This is a genomic window from Actimicrobium sp. CCI2.3, assembly GCF_035019065.1.
Lineage (GTDB): Bacteria > Pseudomonadota > Gammaproteobacteria > Burkholderiales > Burkholderiaceae_D > Actimicrobium.
Genome location: NZ_JASJWR010000024.1, coordinates 35712 through 54154 on the forward strand (window position 1 = coordinate 35712; position 18443 = coordinate 54154).

At 56.7% G+C, this 18443-nt stretch carries 15 protein-coding genes; 8 read left to right on the top strand and 7 right to left on the bottom strand.

Features of this window, described 5'->3' with window-relative positions; genetic code table 11:
• The first annotated feature begins 192 nt into the window (after positions 1–192).
• The gene (locus QN370_RS13965; protein WP_322126015.1) at positions 193–4128 is read left to right on the top strand and encodes a hybrid sensor histidine kinase/response regulator; all 3936 of its coding nucleotides are present in this window, start codon (positions 193–195) and stop codon (positions 4126–4128) included.
• A 20-nt stretch (positions 4129–4148) separates the two neighbouring features.
• Here QN370_RS13965 and glmS read toward each other — a convergent pair whose 3' ends face one another.
• Positions 4149–5978 carry a glutamine--fructose-6-phosphate transaminase (isomerizing) gene (glmS, locus tag QN370_RS13970; RefSeq protein ID WP_322126016.1) on the bottom strand — a complete coding sequence of 610 codons (1830 nt, stop codon included), beginning with the start codon at positions 5976–5978 and terminating at the stop codon, positions 4149–4151.
• Positions 5979–5989: 11 nt separating this feature from the next.
• On the bottom strand, positions 5990–7348 hold the full coding sequence (gene glmU / locus QN370_RS13975; protein WP_322126017.1) for a bifunctional UDP-N-acetylglucosamine diphosphorylase/glucosamine-1-phosphate N-acetyltransferase GlmU: 1359 nt from the start codon (positions 7346–7348) through the stop codon (positions 5990–5992).
• Between the two features lie 52 nt (positions 7349–7400).
• On the opposite strand from glmU, the gene QN370_RS13980 reads away from it, so the two are divergent.
• The gene (locus tag QN370_RS13980) at positions 7401–8252 is read left to right on the top strand and encodes a DUF6279 family lipoprotein (RefSeq protein ID WP_322126018.1); all 852 of its coding nucleotides are present in this window, start codon (positions 7401–7403) and stop codon (positions 8250–8252) included.
• A gap of 12 nt (positions 8253–8264) precedes the next feature.
• Here the strand turns inward: QN370_RS13980 and ttcA are convergent, their stop codons facing one another.
• From ttcA to QN370_RS13995, 3 genes are read right to left on the bottom strand one after another with little or no spacing between them, the layout of a single operon-like run.
• Positions 8265–9206, bottom strand: coding sequence for a tRNA 2-thiocytidine(32) synthetase TtcA (gene ttcA, locus QN370_RS13985; protein ID WP_322126019.1), 942 nt, complete (start codon positions 9204–9206; stop codon positions 8265–8267).
• 15 nt (positions 9207–9221) lie between these two features.
• Positions 9222–9617: a dihydroneopterin aldolase gene (locus QN370_RS13990; RefSeq protein WP_322126020.1), complete on the bottom strand. Its 396-nt coding sequence runs from the start codon at positions 9615–9617 to the stop codon at positions 9222–9224.
• A gap of 30 nt (positions 9618–9647) precedes the next feature.
• Positions 9648–10424 (bottom strand): SDR family oxidoreductase, encoded by a 777-nt coding sequence (locus tag QN370_RS13995; protein ID WP_322126021.1) that lies wholly within the window; start codon positions 10422–10424, stop codon positions 9648–9650.
• A 38-nt stretch (positions 10425–10462) separates the two neighbouring features.
• Between QN370_RS13995 and QN370_RS14000 the strand changes: the two genes are divergently transcribed.
• The 6 genes from QN370_RS14000 (at position 10463) to QN370_RS14025 (ending at position 16062) form a co-directional block, all read left to right on the top strand.
• Complete coding sequence (locus tag QN370_RS14000; protein WP_323581739.1) at positions 10463–11623, top strand: class I SAM-dependent methyltransferase; 1161 nt, start codon at positions 10463–10465, stop codon at positions 11621–11623.
• A gap of 10 nt (positions 11624–11633) precedes the next feature.
• Positions 11634–11831: a DUF2905 domain-containing protein gene (locus QN370_RS14005; RefSeq protein WP_322126022.1), complete on the top strand. Its 198-nt coding sequence runs from the start codon at positions 11634–11636 to the stop codon at positions 11829–11831.
• 49 nt (positions 11832–11880) lie between these two features.
• Positions 11881–12087 (top strand): DUF2905 domain-containing protein, encoded by a 207-nt coding sequence (locus QN370_RS14010; protein WP_322126023.1) that lies wholly within the window; start codon positions 11881–11883, stop codon positions 12085–12087.
• Between the two features lie 5 nt (positions 12088–12092).
• Complete coding sequence (locus QN370_RS14015; protein WP_322126024.1) at positions 12093–13523, top strand: DHA2 family efflux MFS transporter permease subunit; 1431 nt, start codon at positions 12093–12095, stop codon at positions 13521–13523.
• Positions 13524–13650: 127 nt separating this feature from the next.
• Positions 13651–14175: a hypothetical protein gene (locus tag QN370_RS14020; RefSeq protein WP_322126025.1), complete on the top strand. Its 525-nt coding sequence runs from the start codon at positions 13651–13653 to the stop codon at positions 14173–14175.
• A gap of 171 nt (positions 14176–14346) precedes the next feature.
• The gene (locus tag QN370_RS14025) at positions 14347–16062 is read left to right on the top strand and encodes a response regulator (RefSeq protein ID WP_322126026.1); all 1716 of its coding nucleotides are present in this window, start codon (positions 14347–14349) and stop codon (positions 16060–16062) included.
• Positions 16063–16067: 5 nt separating this feature from the next.
• On the opposite strand, the gene kefC is transcribed toward QN370_RS14025, so the two are convergent.
• Both kefC and QN370_RS14035 read right to left on the bottom strand, forming a co-directional pair.
• A complete protein-coding gene (kefC, locus tag QN370_RS14030) occupies positions 16068–17870 on the bottom strand; it encodes a glutathione-regulated potassium-efflux system protein KefC (protein WP_322126027.1) in 1803 nt (600 codons plus the stop codon).
• Positions 17860–18420, bottom strand: a complete 561-nt coding sequence (locus QN370_RS14035; protein ID WP_322126028.1) for an NAD(P)H-dependent oxidoreductase — start codon at positions 18418–18420, stop codon at positions 17860–17862. The genes kefC and QN370_RS14035 overlap by 11 nt, the downstream gene beginning before the upstream one ends.
• Positions 18421–18443 lie beyond the last annotated feature (23 nt).

Here is an 18443-nt window from a genome sequence, read left to right on the forward strand (position 1 = left end):
TGGCTCCGGTTGTCGAGGCAAACCTCCCGGTCCTGCAACGCGCTAAAAAAACCATTACTAATAATTAACTTATGGTTTATGGTTGCAGTCGTTGGCAATGCACCGAAAAGACATTGCCTGCTCCGCCGGGCAGGCCAGGGACCGCCGATCCTGTTCGACAACGGGTCGGGGACGTTACAGATACAGGAACGCATGACGACAAAATCCACTGAATTCGCCGCTGAATTAGCCTCAGGCTTAGCCACCGACACCTCCGCTGCAGCGATCACGCAGTCGACTGTTTTGCCTTCGCAGGCAGCCGTAATGCCGTCCGTGCGGCAATGGCTGTTTTTGTTCGTGTTCGTTATTTTGCTACCCGGGATGATCGGTGCGGCATTCATGTTTCGGCATTTGCTCATGGAGAACAATGCGCAGTGGCGACAATCAACGCTGGAGATGACGCGGTCGCTGATGCGGGATGTCGATGACGAGTTTGGCCAACTCAATCTGCTTGCCGTGTCACTGGCGCAGAGCCATGCCCTTGCCGATAATGATCTGATCGCATTCGATCAGGAAGCACGTGCCTTGCTGGCAGCGGCGCATCTTTCGAACCATGTGGTGGTCAGTGATGTGCATGGGCAGCAACTGCTCGATACGCAGACCGCGCTGGGTACACCCCTGCCGCGTTATGGCAATGCGGTGCAGTTACGGCAAGTGATCGCGTCCGGCCGTGCTGTGATTTCAGAGGTTTTTGATGGTACGGCGATTAATCCGCACGCGGTGGCGGTGGCGGTGCCGGTGGTGAGCAAAGGGAAAGCGATTTATGTCCTGAGCGTGTTCATGCAACCCGGACAGCTCGACACCTTGATGCAGCGTCACCACTTTCCGGTCGATTGGATCGTCAGTATCTTTGATCCCAGTGGCACGATTGCCGCCCGCACCCGGCAGCCAGCCCGGTTTGTCGGGCAGAAAGCCTCGCAAGCCATTCAGGATTTTTTCCTGGTGCAAAGCGAGGGACTCTACCAGGACTTCACGCAGGAAAATATCCCGGTGCAGGTATTTTTCAGTACGTCAGCGATGAGTCACTGGAAGGGTGCGATCAGCATACCCGACAGAAGTTTGTCGGCCGTATGGCTGCAATGGATGGCGTTGCTCGCGCTACTGATTGTCGTCCTGCTCGCGCCGGGCATCACCTTGGCGTGTTATCTGGGCTGGCGCATTGCCCACTCGGTCACGGCGCTGGTGGCGCTGGGAACAGATTTGGCCGCTGGAAAAACGCCCGCTGTCCCTCGTGTTTATTCTCATGAGGCTGGCCAGATCGTGAAGGCGATCGCGCTGTCGGCGGTTGAATTACGCGATCGCACCCTGGCGCTGAAGACCCTCAACCGTGACCTCGAAGCACGGATGCAGGAGCGCACGCGGGAAGCGATAGATCTTTACGATCGGGCACCTTGCGGTTATCACGCGCTCGATGCGGCCGGTATCGTGATCCAGGTCAACCAGACGGAGCTGGATTTACTGGGGTACGAGCGCGAAGCGTACCTGGGACAGGCGATCCATCAATTCATGACTGAAGATAGCAAGGCGATTTGGAGTTACCGGACGCCGCAATTGCTGCGAGAAGGGCAGATGCATGATCTTGATGTCGATTTTCTGCACAAGGACGGCACGGTGGTGCCTTGCCTGATCAGTGCGAATGTCGAACTTGATGCGCAGGGTCAGTTCGCTTTTCTGCGCAGTACGCTGGTCGATAACCGTATCGGCAAGGAACGCCAGCAGCGGATCAACTCGCTCAATGCTTTCCTCAATGAAGTACTGGAGTCCCTGCCGTTTGGCGTAGCGGTGTTGAACGAGCAGCAACAGGTCGTGCTGCGCAACAGCTTGTTCGGGACTCTCCAGGGCTACCCTGCGGAACTGGCCCGCAAAACACCACTGACGCTCGCCGAGATGCTCCGATTTAGTTATGAGCATGGACATTATCCGCAGCGGTTGTATGACGACGTACTGGCTGACTATCTCGCCCTGATCGTGACGCGCCAACAGGTGCAGATAGAGCGCCGTCAGCCCGACGGAATTTACCTAAAAATAGTTGGACGACCGATTGCTACGGCCTGGACTTTGCTGACTTATACCGATATCACGGCGTTCCGGCGGGCCGAGCAAGCTTTATCGCAAGCACGCATTGAAGCCGAAACGGCGAACCTGGCCAAAAGTGCTTTCCTCGCCAACATGACCCACGAACTGCGGACGCCGCTCAATGCCGTCATCGGTCTGGCGCGGCTGATGGCCGACTCGCCGCTCAACGCCTGGCAACGCGACTATGTCGACAAGATCCAGTTGTCGGCGCAATCAGTGCAGGCGCTGATCAATGACATTCTGGATTTGTCGAAGATGGAAGCCAACCAGTTGCGCATCGAAAGTATCCCGTTTTCGCTCAACCTGATCATGCGCACTGCCGCCTCGGTATTGGGTGTCGGCGTCGGCCACAAGGATGTTGCGGTGGTACTTGACCTGTCCCCCGAGGTGCCCGATGCCTTGGTCGGTGATCCGATGCGTTTGCAGCAAATCCTGCTGAATCTGATCAGTAATGCCCTCAAATTTACCGAGCGGGGCGAGATTGTCGTCTCGGTGCGCTGCCAGTCGATCCAGCCACGCAGCAACGGTAGCCCGGTCACGCTGCAAGTGACCGTACGCGACACCGGCATCGGTATTGCTGCCGGTGAGCTGGAGACCATTTTCAATGCGTTCGTGCAGGCTGACAAGTCGACCAGTCGTTTGTATGGCGGCACTGGCCTCGGCCTGGCCATCAGCCACCGGCTGGTGATGATGATGGGCGGCCAGATCAGCGTCGAGAGCGTGCCGGAACAGGGCAGTGTGTTTCGATTTTCGTTACCGTTGACGGCCGGCGTGCCGGTCGTGCCTGCGCTACCGATCTGTGTTCCAACCGCCTTGCGCGTAGTGATCGTGGAAGGACATGGGTTGACGCGGTCGCTGTTGCGCGATGCTTGCCTGGCATCGGGCTGGCAGGTCCGGGTCATTGATCCACATGAAGCGACGCTGCCGATGCTCGTGCATGCCAGTGCGGCGCAGGGGGGGATCGACTTGCTGCTGCTGGACGGGCAATACCCCGGCCTGGATGCAATGGCGTTGCTCCGACAAGTGCACACGCGGTCCGACAGGATGCGTCCGCGAACGCTCCTGATGGTGCCCCTGCTCGACCTTGAACGATTTTCTGCAGACAGCAGTGACGGCACTATCGACGAGATTGTGGCCAAACCCCTGACCCGCTGGAGTCTGGCGGAAGCGGTGGCGCGGCTTTTTCCCCCTGTCCCCGCGCCGGTTGCCGCGGCACCCCTTCGTCGCGTCTTGCCCCTGTCTGGCCTGCGTTTGCTGGTCGCCGAAGACAATGCCATCAATCAGGAGGTCATCGCACAGGTCCTGGTGGGTGCCGGTGCCGACGTCGTGATGGTCGGTGACGGGATTGGTGTGCTGGCTGCACTGACGATCTCGGCTACCCGCTTTGACATCGTACTGATGGATATCCAGATGCCGTTGATCGACGGTTACACGGCGGCCCGGCTGATCGGTGACAATCCTGCGCTGGCAACGTTGCCGGTGATTGCCCTGACCGCGCTGGCGCAAGGACCGATGTCGGCCAGCACAAAAAGTACCGGCATGACGGGATTTCTGGCCAAACCGCTCGACGTAAATGCCTTGCTCACCCTGCTCGCTGATGCCGGCATCACGTGGCCGGCCAGCATCGAGCCGGTTGCTGCTGCGGCACCGGCGACCATCCGGCTGGCCGGATTGGACTTTGTCGCGGCATTGAAAATATTCGGCGGCGATCAACTACGACTCGGGTCGATCTTGTGCACATTCGTGGAGCGACAAGGCGATGACGCGGTCGCAGGGCAACGCCTGTTCGAGAACAACGAGACCGATGCGGCGATCGATCTGGTCCACCAGTTGCGTGGCGTGGCGGCGTCGTTGCATGCCGGAGAGCTGTTCTATCTGGCCGGTTTGACGGAGACAGCGTTGCTGGACGGTCCAGTCGAGGCATTGCCGGAATTGTTCCGCCAGCTGCAGGACGCCATGACGATGATTCGCCATTGCGCGCGCCAGATGGCGGATTATCTGGCGCGGGCCTGACGATGTCTGCTTGTGCCTGCCTATTCCACCGTGACGGATTTGGCCAGGTTGCGTGGCTTGTCGACATCGGTGCCGCGTACCAGCGCCGTGTGATACGCCAGCAATTGCAGCGGGACCACATGCAGTATTGGTGACAGCAAGCCGTAATGCTCGGGCAAGCGGATCACGTGTATGCCTTCGCTTGACGAGATGTGCGAATCGGCGTCGGCAAAGACGTACAGCTGGCCGCCGCGGGCGCGTACTTCCTGCATGTTCGATTTCAGTTTTTCGATCAGCGCGTCGTTCGGTGCGACCGTGACAACCGGCATTTGCTCCGTCACCAGCGCCAGCGGACCATGCTTGAGTTCGCCTGCCGGATAGGCTTCGGCATGGATGTACGAGATTTCCTTGAGCTTGAGCGCGCCTTCGAGAGCGATCGGATAGTGCAGGCCACGACCAAGGAAGAGCGCATTTTCCTTGCGCGCAAACGCCTCGGCCCAGGCGATGATCTGTGGCTCTAGCGCCAGCACACTCTGGATCGCGGTGGGCAGATGGCGCAGATTTTTCAGGTGCGTGTGCTCTTGCTCGTCGCTCAGGCGGCCGCGCATTTTGGCCAGTGTCAGCGTGAGCAGGAACAGCGCAGTGAGCTGCGTCGTGAAGGCCTTGGTCGAGGCCACGCCGATTTCGGCACCGGCGCGGGTCAGATACGACAGTTCGGTTTCGCGCACCATCGCCGAGGTGCCGACATTGCAGATCGCCAGCGAATGGCGGTGACCGAGTTCTTTCGCATACTTGAGTGCAGCCAGCGTGTCGGCGGTCTCGCCGGATTGCGAAATCACGACGATCAGTGCATTCGGATTGACGGCAGGAGTGCGATAGCGGTACTCGCTGGCGATCTCGACTTGCGTTGGCAGGCCAGTCAGCGCTTCGAGCCAGTAGCGTGCGGTCATGCCTGAATACAGGCTGGTGCCGCAGGCGAGGATCTGGATTGCATCGATCTCGTTGAAGACATCGCCGGCGTTGGCACCGAATAATTCCGGGACAAAGCCTTGCACGCCTTCGAGCGTGTCGGTGATCGCGCGCGGTTGCTCGAAAATTTCCTTTTGCATGTAGTGCCGGTAAGGACCCAGGTCAATATCGCCGGCGTAGGCGCTGACGGTGTGGACTACACGTTCAACTGGCAGGTCGTTCTTGTCCGTGATGCGTACGCTGCTGCGCTGCAGGTCGACGACATCGCCTTCTTCGAGATACAGGATCTGGTCGGTCGAGCCGGACAGCGCCATCGCATCGGATGCGAGGAAGTTTTCGTCGGTTCCGATGCCGACAATGAGCGGACAACCGAAGCGGGCACCGACCACGCGATGCGGTTCATCCCTGCAAAAAGCGGCAATGGCATAGGCCCCCGTGAGGCGTTTGACGGCGCGTTGCACCGTGCGGAACAGGTCGCCGTCATACAGGTGATTGACCAGATGGGCGATGACTTCGGTATCGGTTTGTGATTCGAATACGTAACCAAGCACTTTGAGTTCGGTGCGGATTTCTTCGTAATTTTCAATGATGCCGTTATGGACCAGCGCGATGCGATGCTCGCCATCGGGCCCGGATGAAAAATGCGGATGGGCGTTAAACGTCACCGGCGCGCCATGCGTGGCCCAGCGGGTATGCGAAATGCCGGTGCTGCCTTCGAGTCCGGATTGGGCAATCTGGGTTTCGAGTTCGGCGACCCGCGCGGTGCTGCGGGCGCGCTTGAGGCCGTCATTGAAGACGGCAACGCCGCAGGAATCGTAGCCGCGGTATTCGAGGCGTTTGAGGCCTTGCAGCAGGACGGGAATGATGTTGCGTGTGGAGACTGCGCCGACGATACCGCACATGGGAGACTTCCTTATTTTTTTTGTTTGGCTGGCCGTTGCCAGCCAGCGATGGTGAGTTGTTTGCTACGCGACAGGGTCAGTTTGTCGGGCGGTGCGTTGCCTGTCAGCGTGGTGCCGGCACCGATGGTCGCCCCCGCGCCGACGGTCACCGGTGCGATTAATTGGGTGTCGCTACCGATGAAGGCATCGTCCTCGATGATGGTGCGGAATTTGTTGACGCCGTCGTAGTTGCAGGTGATGGTGCCGGCACCAACATTGACGCGCTGACCGATGGTCGCGTCCCCGATGTAGCTCAGGTGGTTGGCCTTGCTGGCGCTGCCAATCTGGCTGTTCTTGATTTCGACGAAATTGCCGACATGGACCGCGTCGGCCAGTTCGGTTCCCGGACGTAACCTGGCGTACGGACCGATCATCGCAGCGGCACCGACCACGGCCTCATCGATATGACAGAACGGCTTGATCTGTGCACCGTCGCCGATACGCGCATTGCTGATCACGCAGTGCGCGCCGATGCGCACGTTGTCGGCCAGCGTGACCGTGCCTTCGAAGACGCAGCCCACGTCGATGCTGACATCGCGTCCGCAGGTCAGTGTGCCGCGCACGTCGATGCGCGACGGATCGGCCAGCGTGACGCCTTGCTCGAGCAAGCGCTGTGCAACATTACGCTGATGGACCCGCTCCAGTTCGGCCAGCTGCACCTTGCTGTTGACGCCGAGGGTTTCCCAGAGCGCACCCGGCTGTGCCGACTGCACGGGCATGCCCTCGGCGACGGCACTGGCGACGATGTCGGTCAGGTAGTACTCGCCCTGCGCGTTATTGTTTGACAGGGCCGCCAGCCAGCGCTTGAGAGCCGCCGTTGGCGCGACCAGAATGCCGGTATTGACTTCGGTGATGGCCAGTTCGGCGGCACTGGCATCCTTCTGCTCGACGATGCGCACGATGCGGCCCTGTTCGCGCACGATACGTCCGTAGCCGCTCGGGTCGGCCATGGTGATGGTCAGGATGCCAAGCGATTCGGACCCGGCGCAGGCCAGCAGTTTTTGTAGCGAGTCGGTGGTGGTCAGGGGCACGTCGCCATACAACACCAGCGTCGGAGTACACTCGTCGAGGAAAGGCAGTGCCTGCATGACCGCGTGGCCGGTTCCTAGTTGCGGCTCCTGCCGGGCGAAGACGATGTCGTCGGCGTTAAACGCTGCCGGTACGGCCTCGCCGCCATGACCATAAATAATGCACAGCCGGCTTGGCGAGAGAGATCGGGCCGTGCCAACCACATGGGCCAGCAAGGATTGTCCTGCCAGCGGATGCAGTACTTTTGGCAATGCCGACTGCATGCGTTTGCCCATGCCGGCGGCAAGGATGACAACGTTCATAGGTGCCCGATTGAAAAATTTTAAAAATCTTAACATAAGCATTACACGGAGCATGGCCAAAAAGGCTGCGCTGCTTGCTTTTGTAGTCGTGCTGGCCGGATGCAGTGCATTGCGGCTGTCGTATAGCAATGGCGAAACCTTGTCGTACTGGTGGCTTGATAACTATGTCAACTTTGATCGGTCCCAGCGAAAACAGGTCCGCACCCAACTCGACAACCTGTTCTTCTGGCACCAGAAAACCCAGTTGCCCGACTATGCGCAACTGATGAGCGCCGGCCAGCGTCGCTTGCAGGATTCAGTGACAGCCGAAACAGTACGGGCTGATTACGACGGACTGAAAAAGCGTACCGTCCTCCTCCTCGACCAGGCGTTGCCGGCGCTCGCCGATCTGGCACTGTCGTTGAGTCCCGATCAGATCGACCGGATCGAAAGCAAGCTGGCTGACAGTGCCGAACGATATCGTAAAGATTACCTCGTCGGCGACGTTGAGGAGCGTCAACAGTTTCGCTACAAAAAAATCATGAAGCAAGCGGAGTACTGGTTTGGCGATTTCAGTGATGCGCAGCAGGTCCGTATCCGGCGTTTGTCAGATGCCCGGCCTCTGGACAACGAGCGGGTGATGGCCGACCGCCTGCAGCGTCATCAGGAGCTGATCACGCTGCTCAGGAAAATTCGCCTCGATCAGCCGTCGCGCGTGGCGGTAGCCCAATCGATCAAGGCCTATACCCGCGTGCACTATGAACGCATTGGCAATGGCGACAATGCGGTGTTCTTTGCCGAATCGACCGATGCCGCAATCCGGCTCACCGCCAACATCATTGCCCTGGCGACGCCGCAACAAAAAGCCCATGCGCTAGCGCAATTGCAGGACTTGCAGAAACTCTTCCTGGACCTCGCCGTGTAGCGTTTTCCGGGATTAGCGTGATGCCGGCACGAGCGTGATCATGCCCGGCAGCGTGGTCGGCACCGAGCAGGGGTCGTCATCGAACGCAATGTCGCCATCGACGACCGGAGCGCCGGTCACGGCCAGTCCGGCAAAATCAAACAGGTTGCGATCCATCAGGTGCGAAGGGGCGACAGTCGACAGGGCGGCAAAGATGTTATCGGTACGTCCAGGATTTTTTTTGTCCCACTCACGCAGCATGTTTTTGAGTTGCTTGCGCTGCAGGTTTTCCTGGCTACCGCACAGGTCGCACGGAATGATCGGGAAATTCTTGACCTCGGCGTAGCGCTCGGTATCGGCCTCTTTCACGTACGCCAGCGGCCGGATCACGATGTGCTTGCCATCATCGGATTGCAGCTTTGGCGGCATGCTCTTGAGTTTTCCACCAAAAAACATATTCAGGAAAAACGTTTCGAGGATATCGTCGCGATGGTGTCCCAGCGCGATTTTGGTCGCACCGAGTTCGTCGGCGACGCGGTACAGAATGCCGCGCCGCAGCCGCGAGCACAGCGAGCAGGTGGTCTTGCCTTCGGCAATGACGCGCTTGACGATGCTGTAGGTATCCTGATTCTCGATGTGAAAAGCCACACCGAGATCGGTCAGGTAGGCCGGCAGGATGTGCTCCGGAAAGTTCGGCTGTTTCTGGTCGAGGTTGACGGCAATCAGCTCGAAGTTGATCGGCGCGCGTTCGCGCAGCGTCATCAGGATGTCGAGCAAGGCGTAGCTGTCCTTGCCGCCCGACAAACAGACCATGACCTTGTCGCCTTCTTCAATCATGTTGAAGTCGCCGATGGCCTGACCGACCTGGCGGCACAGGCGCTTGTGCAGCTTGTTGTTTTCGTAGGTGACTTTTTCGCGCTGCCGGGCCGATAGGTCTGCGGACGGTTCGCTTGATTCAGTGGCTGCATCGGACATGGTGGACTCCAGCATTCAGACTGCCTTGACCCGGAATACTTCGACGCCGACAGATTCGCAGTCCGGATAGACATCGGGTTTTTCGGTTGAGACACGCACTGCACGCACTTTGGGATGCAGCAGCATCGCGGCGGCGATATCGTCGCACAGTGTTTCCTGCAGGTGGATATGGCCGGCATCGGTCCGTTTGGAGATCGTACTACGAATGAAATCATAGTCGACGACTTCATCGAGCAAATCGCCCTTCGGGGTCGACAATTCGAGCGGGATGAACAGGTCAACGTTGATCAGCACACGCTGTTCGGCCGTCTTTTCAAAATCATGGACGCCAATGTTGATGAGGACTTCGTAATTGCGCAGGAACAGGCGGCGGCAATTGGCGAGGGCAGGTTGGGACAGGAATGAAGGCATGGTCACGATCGGTAGTGGAGCGGGTTTGGATTATTGGGCAACGAACATCACGTCGCGTTGCAGTGGAATCAGGTGCTGGCCGCCATCGACCAGCAAGGTGGTGCCGGTCATGGCGTGTGCTTCTGCGACATAGCAGACGGCGTCGGTAATATCTTGCGGCGTGCTGGAACGTCCCAGCGGTGTAATTTTGTGTGCCTTTTCAAAACTGGCCTGGCTCTGGTCGCCCGAAATCAGCGTGATGCCGGGTGCCACGCCGACCACACGCAGCTTCGGTGCCAGCGCTTGCGCCAGCATGACGGTGGCGGTTTGTAGCGCCGCTTTTGACAGCGTGTAAGACAGGAAATCCGGGTTCATGTTGAACAGTTTCTGGTCCAGCAGATTGATGACCACGGATTGCTCGCCGTCGGCAGTCGCCGCGTGGAGTGCTTGCGCGAGCAGGATGGGCGCGGCGAGGTTGGCGTGCATGTGCTCATCGAGCACCGCCAGCGAAAAATCTGCCGGGCTGTCCTGCTCGAACAGCGAGGCATTGTTGACCACGCATGCCAGTCGTCGTTGCGGGCCGCAGCATGCAATGGCGTCCGGCAATAATTTTTTGACGGCATTTTCATCCGTGAGGTCGCATTGCAATGCCCACGCGCGCCTCCCGAGTTGTTCAATCTCATGGACTGTTGTGGCGGCCTCGCCAGCAGAGCGACCGTAGTGCACAATGATGTCCCAGCCACGCCCGGCCATTGCCAGTGCGATGGCGCGACCGATGCGCTTGGCCGCGCCCGTGACAAGTGCAACTTTCTGTCGGTCCGTGGTCATAGTGTTGTGCCTTTCGTTGAGATATCGATAAAAAAGCCATGCAATTGCAACTGCCCGAACCCTCTGCTGACGCGCTGCGAGCCTCGCGCGCGCTGCATACCGTAATCGCCAACGACATCCGCCGTAATTCCGGATGGATCTCATTTTCGCGTTACATGGAGCTGGCTCTGTACGAGCCGGAGCTCGGTTATTACAGCGGTGGTGCCGCCAAGCTCGGGAAAGACGGAGATTTTACAACCGCGCCCGAAATCACGTCGTTATTCGGTGCGACACTGGCGCACGCGGTCGCCGAATTGCTGCCTAGGATCGCCCCTCACTTGCTGGAGTTCGGCGCGGGCACTGGCAAACTGGCGTTCGATTTGCTGACCGAACTGGCCGTGATGGGCATACCGGTTCATCGGTATGCGATCGTCGAATTATCAGGCGAATTGCGGGCGCGCCAGCAGCAGTTGCTCAAGGGATTTTCGCAGGTGGTCTGGCTGGATCACTTTCCTGCGGCATTTACTGGCGTGGTGATCGGCAATGAAGTGCTCGATGCGATGCCGGCGCATCTGGTGGTAAAAACCGAACACGGCTGGCGCGAGCGTGGGATCGGCTTGTCAGCCCGCAATTTTGTTTTTCGCGAGCACCCCTGTGATGCCGCCTTGATCGAGCAAATTCCGCAGGCTGATGCGCTGCCAATCGGCTATCTGACCGAAGTCCATCCGGTTGCCGCCGGTTTCATGCATTCGCTGGCAGCGATGTTGTGTGCGGGTTTCGATGAGACGGGTCAGGGCAGTGCCGCTATCCTGATCGACTACGGTTTTCCGGCGCATGAGTATTACCTTGATCAGCGCGATCACGGAACGCTGATGTGCCATTACCGCCATCATGCCCATGACGATCCGTTTTTTTTGCCCGGTTTGCAGGATATCACCGCGCATGTCGACTTTACGGCGATGGCGCGGGCGGCCCTGGATGGGGGGCTCGATCTGCTTGGCTATTTGAGCCAGGCATCGTTTCTGCTGGAAGCTGGCCTTGGTGATTTGCTGTTGCGTACGTCGCCCGAGGATGGTCGGGCTTATCTGCCGCAGGCCAACGCAGTACAAAAACTGACTTCGCCTGCCGAGATGGGTGAGCTGTTCAAGGTGCTCATTGTTGGCACGCAATTGCGGTTGCCGGAGCGCTTCGAGCGTAACGACCGCAGTCATCGGCTATGAAAGGGCGACTATGATTCGCTGGTTTCTGGCCATTTTCATTGGCCTCATTGTGTTGTCGGCGGCCCTGCCGTGGCTCGAAAAAATCGGCCTTGGCCGGTTGCCGGGTGACGTGCGTTTCCGGCTGTTTGGCAAGGATATTTTTTTGCCGTTTGCTTCGACCGTGTTGCTGTCGATGGTGCTGTTCGCCGTCATGCGCCTGATCCGCTAAGATGGTTGCTTCGGTCTTCTGGCCGGTTCAACAAACACAAAGGCAGGCGATGATACGTTGGGTAGCTGTGATTTTCGTGGGCCTGATTGTTTTTCCGTTGCTGTTGCCATGGCTGAACCGGCTCGGCATAGGCCGGGCTCCTGGCGATGTGCGTTTCACGGTGCTTGGCGTTCCGCTGTGCCTGCCATTCGGTTCGACGTTACTGGTGTCAGCGCTGGCATTCCTTTGCGCAGAGTTATTTACCTATCTCCCCTGATTCCCATGAGCGCGACTTTCGAAGTCCTGCGTGCGCGTCACGGCGATCGCCATAAATGGCTGGTGCTGCTGACAGTCATGATAGGGACGATGGCATCCATTCTGTCGTCGACCATCGTCAACGTTGCCATTCCGGATTTGAGTCAGCACTTCCATCTGGGACAGGAGCGCGCGCAGTGGGTTTCGTCGGGCTTCATGCTGGCAATGACATTGTCGATGCTGACCACGCCCTGGCTGTTGTTGCGCTTCGGCTTGCGGCGGACCTATACGGTGGCCATTCTGGTGTTGCTGACAGGAGGTGTACTCGGCGGTTTCAGTGTCAATTATTCGATGCTGCTGTCAATGCGCGTACTCGAGGGCCTGGCTTCCGGCATCCTGCAACCGATTCCTGCGATTGTTATTCTGCGAGCATTCGATTTGAAAGAGCAAGGCAGGGCACTGGGTATCTTTGGTTTCGGGGTGGTGCTGGCACCCGCGATCGGTCCTAGCGTGGGTGGCGTACTGGTCGAACACTTTGGCTGGCAGTCGATTTTTTTCGTGGTTGTTCCATTCTGTCTGGTGGTGCTGGTACTCATCCGGCGCTACCTGTCGACGAATTCACCGTTGATGGGGGACGCCCGCAGATTTGACTGGAAAGGTCTGCTGCTGGCGGGGACTTGTACCGTGACGGTTCTCAATGGGCTTGTCCACCTGCAGGATGACAGCGTGCTGGCAGTGGCGATGCTGGCGCTTTCCCTGGTGTCTTTCATCGGCTTCATTGCCTGGCAGGCACGTACCGATGCGCCGCTGATGAACCTCAAGCTATTTGGTTATCGCCAGTTTTCGATGGGTGGACTGGTGGCGTTTATCTACGGCATGGGCTTGTTTGGCTCGACCTATCTGCTCCCGGTGTATTTGCAAATGGCGCTCGCCTATTCGCCTTCGCGTGCAGGCTTGGTGCTATTGCCAGCCGGAGTGGTTTTGGCCATCACGATTCCACTGGCCGGAAAAATGGCAGATCGGTATCCGCCAAACGTGCTCGTGTCCATTGGTTTGGCATTGCTATCGCTGTCTTTGGGATTGATGGCGCTGGGTCAACCGGGTGGCAGTTATCTGCTCCTGATGGCCTGGGCTGTCATTGGTCGCGTTGGCCTTGGTTTTGTCCTGCCGGCATTGAGCCTGGGTGCGATGCGCGGAGTTGATCACAGTCTTATCGCGCAGGGTGCCAGTGCGCTTAACTTCTTGCGCCAACTGGGAGGGGCGATCGGCGTGAGTCTGGTCGGTATTGTCCTGGAGTGGCGTCTGGCGATTCATCGCAGTGATCCCGGTATTGCTCCCACTGACATGGCAAACCGACTGCGCGCTTTTGATGAAACCTTTTTCTTCGTCGCCGTCTTGTGTGCCATCGCAGTGTTTGCTGCCTGGCGCATGCGCGCGGTACCCGTGACGACGTTGTAAATGGTGAGTCTGCTGACCATTCAGAGTGAAAAGTCGGGATGCGAATTTACTTTGTTTATACCGTTAGTTAGTATCAATGTACCGCAAGTAAATCATGCCGCGTCCGCGGTGTTAGCGAGGAGTCACGATGTCTTCGTCCAGTCAAGGTGGTGCCATTCCTGTAGCAGTTTTTTCGCAACTTAAATTGCAGCGACAGCTGTTTGATTCTCTGATCAAGAAAATTTCTTCCAATGCCTCGCTGCTCCTCGCTTTGCAGCAAACCGGTAGTGCTGCCAGCAAATCCTCGTCATCCGTGGAGCCCCAGAGCAATATTCTGTTTTTATCCAACGAACTAAGTCGCAACAAGATCCTTGAGCTGATCGAGGATAGCCGAGCACTGGGTGCGGCGGCACTGGCGCTTGAAGCAGATTTCCAGTCGACCGCTCACGCGCATATCGTTGAAACGCGTTCCCGCGTGGTTCATCTGGTTGAAGTTGCCGGGCGCCATTCAGCTTTTTGTTCGCCTGAGCTGATTTGGCAAATTAAGAGGACGATCGATAATGCCAATACAGAAATTGAGCGTATGCAGGCGATGACCGAACAGATCAGCAAGGCAGCAGCCAGTCTGCTTGACCCTGTTCAGCAAGTGCTCGCCGTCATAGCTGACGTTTGATTACTTGCTTTGACTCGTTCACTGAAACGCACTACGCTTGGGACGTTCGATGACTTCTGAAGTGTTGTTATCGTAGGTCAGAACGCGCGGCGGCAGGCTGTCATGTCCGATTGCAAGCACCGTCTACAGGGCTGTTGTGGTGTGCGGTGATGTATCGGAGCGATTGCAATCATGCTTGTAGGAGAAAGTCACCGTACTATACTTGGTCATTATTTTTTCTTTAAAGTCACCAGAAAAATGAAGGAACTTCGTAGCCTGACTGCCCTGATCATCGAGCCACAACCGGGCATGCGCGGGAACCTGCACAATATGCTGACGCTCTGCGAATTGAAAAAGATCGACCATGCCGTTAGCTCCGGAACGGCGATTCGCCAGCTTCAGACCCGTTCTTTTGACCTTATCTTGTGCGAGTACGATTTGGGTGCTGGCCAGGATGGGCAGCAGTTTCTCGAAGACGTACGCAATAACAAGCTGATATCCATGGCCACGATATTTTTTATGGTCACTGCTGAGCGTGCCTATGAAAAAGTCGTCGGTGCGGCAGAGCTGGCACCTTCCGATTACATACTGAAGCCATTCACGGCCGACACGTTACTTGATCGCATTAAAAAAGCGGTTGAGAAACGCGCGGTATTTGCTCCTTTGTATCGGTTGATGGAGCGTGGCGACCTTGATCAGGCAGTTGCTGCATGTATCAAAGGAGAGGCTGGAAACGGACGCTATCTCGTTGATTTCAAACGCTTGCGGGCGGAGTTGCATATTTCATTAGGTGAACCCCATCTGGCAGAGCCGCTCTATGCCGAGTTGTACGCGTTGCGCGCGGTTGCGTGGGCTCGCTTGGGCCTTGCAAAAACGTTATTTATGCAAAACAGGTTTGCTGAGTCAGAAGAGATGTTGGTTACATTGGTGGCCGAGAACAATAAATTCATGGACGCTTATGATTGGCTCGCCAAGGCGCATGAAGCCAATGGCAAATTCCCTCAAGCGCAGGTGGTACTCCAAAATGCCGTCGCCATCTCTCCTAACGCATTGCAACGGTTGCGCAAGTTAGGTGAGGTGGCATTGGAAACTGGTGATGTGGGGACTGCTGAAAAAGCATTTCAGCAAGTCGTCGCGAAGGCACGCTACTCGGAATTTCGCGACCCGGAGGATCATGTTCGCCTTGTAAGGTCGCTTGTTGACAAAGGTGATACCAGTCAGGCTGCGACCATCATCCGTGATCTGGATCGCTCGTTGTCGGGGTCTGGCAAGGGCAAGGCTTGTCATGCCATTTCGTCTGCCATGTTGTTCAAGCACGCTGGCGATCTTGAACGTACCAGCCTTGAATTGAACAAAGCCGTTGAGGCCTGTCGTGACAATATTGGCTTGTCGACAGCAATGAAAATGACACTGGCTAAAAATTGCCTTGACCAAAAGATGGACAGCGGTGCTACCGAAATTATGCTCGACGTGATGAATAACGCGTCCAGTGGCGCTGCCATGGACAAAGCCATGAACTTGTTCGAGCAATCCGGACGCGCCGACCTGGCAGAAAGTACGGCCAAGGAAAGTCGGCGCATGGTGGTTGACCTTGTCGCGTCAGGGGCAGAAAAAGCGCGTCAAGGCGATTACCGAGGGGCAGTTTCATCGATGATGGAGGCCGTCAAAAAATTACCCGACAACCCGCAGGTGGTCTTTAACGCCGCCGTGGCGTTACTGAAACACCTTGATCATCTTGGTTGGGATGAGCGGTTGGGTGACCAGGCGAGAGCCCTGATTGACTCTGCCCGCCGACTTGACTCAGCTAACCCGCGCTTGTCGTCGCTGATGTCGCTGTACCAGAGCATTCTAAAAAAATACGGAATTTCTTCAGCGTATAACGGGGCATTGTTAAAAAACGAGTCATAGCGGGGTCAGTCCCAGCCGTCGCGTGCGTCGTCGTTGCGGATTTGGGAATCACGAGAAAACATCTCCCGCAGTTCATCACGCGCTTGCTTTGCCATTGACACCATCTGCTTCTGGTCCTTATAAAAAGGATAGACCGCTAGTAATGTCTTGACGTTGTGCTTGCGAAATTTCATCGCTGCCTGACGTGCCTCGAAAGCACCGAATCCTAGTTGTCCCAGTACTTGGCGTCCGAGTTGCAGGGCTGCCTCAAAAGTCTCTCGTTCAAGGACGGTGACACCCCGGTCCATCAATTCGTAGTAATGGGTTACGTTGCGCGCTCGTGCAAAGATGGGTAAGGCGGGAAAGGCTATTCGAACAGCGTCGACCAGCGCGAGACTATCTGCGACATTGTCGATGGCAACTACTAGTGCACGGGCTTTGGCAGCCCCCGCGACTGTGAGCAGATCAACGCGAGTGGCGTCTCCGTAGAAAACTTTAAGGCCGAACTTACGTAGCAAGTCGATTTGGTCCGGATCGTGATCCAGTACAGTGACCCCTATTCGATTGGCATAAAGCAGGCGACCGATAATTTGTCCGAAGCGCCCAAAGCCAGCGATGATGACCGGATTGTCCTGTGGCTCGGTTAATTCATCCGGTCGTTTCTTTTCCGCACTGTACCTAGGCGCAAGTAGTTGGTCATGGAAAATCAACAGCAAAGGCGTGGCGAGCATCGACAGTGCAACTACGACTACCAGCAATGACGAAATTTCGGACGAGAAAACATTAGCAGTCGCAGCCGCTCCAAATATAACAAATGCGAATTCACCACCTTGCGATAATAAAAATGCAAAAAGGGCTTGTTGCCCGCGCGGTATTCCGAAGGATTTGGCCAGCATGTACAACAGTAGCGTTTTAATGACAAGAAACGCCGCAACTAAACCAAGCACCAGCCAGGGTTGGGCACGAAAGATGCCAAAGTCGACCGACATGCCGACGGCAATAAAAAATAGTCCAAGAAGTAGGCCTTTGAAAGGCTCAAGGTCAGTTTCTATCGCATGGCGATATTCGGAATCTGCCAGCAGTACGCCGGCCAAAAATGTACCCAGAGCCATGGACATGCCAACCCACTGCATCAGCAAGCCGATGGCAATGACGAGCAATAGCGCAAAAGCAGTAAATATTTCACGCATACCGGTATTTGCGATGACCCGTAAAATAGGTCGAATCAGATAGCGCCCGCCGATTACAAGCGCAATGACGACTCCTGCCACTTTTGCTGCACCTATCCAGCCGTGCCCTGTCACTGTGGTGGAGCTTGCACCGAGAAGGGGGACGATAGCGATCATCGGAATAGCCGCCATATCCTGAAATAACAGGATTGCAAAACTGGCAGAGCCTGCCGGGGTGGCCATCAAGTTCCGCTCTCCCACAGTCGCCAGTGCAATCGCCGTGGACGACAATGAGAGGCCCAGTGCTGCAATCAGCGCGGTATGCCAATCGATGCCGAGAGTGATGCCGAACAAAAACAGAGCGAGTGTAATTAGGCCAACCTGCGCGGAACCCCAGCCAAAAATCGGTCGCCGCAACGACCACAGTCGTTTGGGATCGAGTTCCAGACCGATAAGAAATAACAAGAGGACCACACCAAACTCCGAGAAGTGGAGAATGTCTTCAACGCCGTTGATCAAACCAAATCCCCAAGGTCCGATAACGATTCCCGCCAGCAGATAACCGAGTACCGCCCCCAAGCCAAGCTTTTTGGCGACTGGCACAGCGATGACTGCCGCGACCAAGTAAATTAACGCGTTGAACAGGAGGCTATGTTCCATTGTTGGTAAGCCAGTGAGGATAGGTTTGAAGTTGCTTGATATAAGTCTCGATGTGTCGACTGACCGCCGTTTCATCTGCTTGATTTGCGCCGTGGAAAACGTGTGGCGTTTGCCACGTCATCCCGCATAACCGGGCGGTTTGTTCTTGCGCTGGAAGAAAGGAAGAAAAAGGATGTTGGTGCACACCCTCGATTTGATAAGTTTCGTGTGTTCCGCCTGTACTTGTAACTAGCCAATAGCTTTTACCCGTCAACGCATTGCCACCTTCACCATATGCCCAGCCGTGTTCAAGTACCACATCAAACCACTCTTTAAGCAGCGATGGCACGCTGTACCACTGAAGCGGATGCTGTATTACCACTAGATCGGCCGCTTCAAGGAGCGATTGCTCACGCGGAATGTCGATATCAAAGTCAGGATAGGCGTCGTAGAGATCATGCACCGTTACATTGGGCAGCATGGCAGCTGCAAGGGCTAGGCGTCGATTGATCCGCGACCGCTGCAGAGACGCATGGGCCAGAACCACTAGTATGTTGGGCGCTGGTGTCATTGTCTGTAATCAGTCATGTAAAT

What these genes read in the sequence shown, in the direction of transcription:
- QN370_RS13965 (WP_322126015.1), top strand. Translation starts at nt 193, where the DNA reads ATGACGACAAAATCCACTGAATTCGCCGCTGAATTAGCCTCAGGCTTA.
- glmS (WP_322126016.1), bottom strand. Translation starts at nt 5,978, where the DNA reads ATGTGCGGTATCGTCGGCGCAGTCTCCACACGCAACATCATTCCCGTC.
- glmU (WP_322126017.1), bottom strand. Translation starts at nt 7,348, where the DNA reads ATGAACGTTGTCATCCTTGCCGCCGGCATGGGCAAACGCATGCAGTCG.
- QN370_RS13980 (WP_322126018.1), top strand. Translation starts at nt 7,401, where the DNA reads ATGGCCAAAAAGGCTGCGCTGCTTGCTTTTGTAGTCGTGCTGGCCGGA.
- ttcA (WP_322126019.1), bottom strand. Translation starts at nt 9,206, where the DNA reads ATGTCCGATGCAGCCACTGAATCAAGCGAACCGTCCGCAGACCTATCG.
- QN370_RS13990 (WP_322126020.1), bottom strand. Translation starts at nt 9,617, where the DNA reads ATGCCTTCATTCCTGTCCCAACCTGCCCTCGCCAATTGCCGCCGCCTG.
- QN370_RS13995 (WP_322126021.1), bottom strand. Translation starts at nt 10,424, where the DNA reads ATGACCACGGACCGACAGAAAGTTGCACTTGTCACGGGCGCGGCCAAG.
- QN370_RS14000 (WP_323581739.1), top strand. Translation starts at nt 10,463, where the DNA reads ATGCAATTGCAACTGCCCGAACCCTCTGCTGACGCGCTGCGAGCCTCG.
- QN370_RS14005 (WP_322126022.1), top strand. Translation starts at nt 11,634, where the DNA reads ATGATTCGCTGGTTTCTGGCCATTTTCATTGGCCTCATTGTGTTGTCG.
- QN370_RS14010 (WP_322126023.1), top strand. Translation starts at nt 11,881, where the DNA reads ATGATACGTTGGGTAGCTGTGATTTTCGTGGGCCTGATTGTTTTTCCG.
- QN370_RS14015 (WP_322126024.1), top strand. Translation starts at nt 12,093, where the DNA reads ATGAGCGCGACTTTCGAAGTCCTGCGTGCGCGTCACGGCGATCGCCAT.
- QN370_RS14020 (WP_322126025.1), top strand. Translation starts at nt 13,651, where the DNA reads ATGTCTTCGTCCAGTCAAGGTGGTGCCATTCCTGTAGCAGTTTTTTCG.
- QN370_RS14025 (WP_322126026.1), top strand. Translation starts at nt 14,347, where the DNA reads ATGCTTGTAGGAGAAAGTCACCGTACTATACTTGGTCATTATTTTTTC.
- kefC (WP_322126027.1), bottom strand. Translation starts at nt 17,870, where the DNA reads ATGGAACATAGCCTCCTGTTCAACGCGTTAATTTACTTGGTCGCGGCA.
- QN370_RS14035 (WP_322126028.1), bottom strand. Translation starts at nt 18,420, where the DNA reads ATGACACCAGCGCCCAACATACTAGTGGTTCTGGCCCATGCGTCTCTG.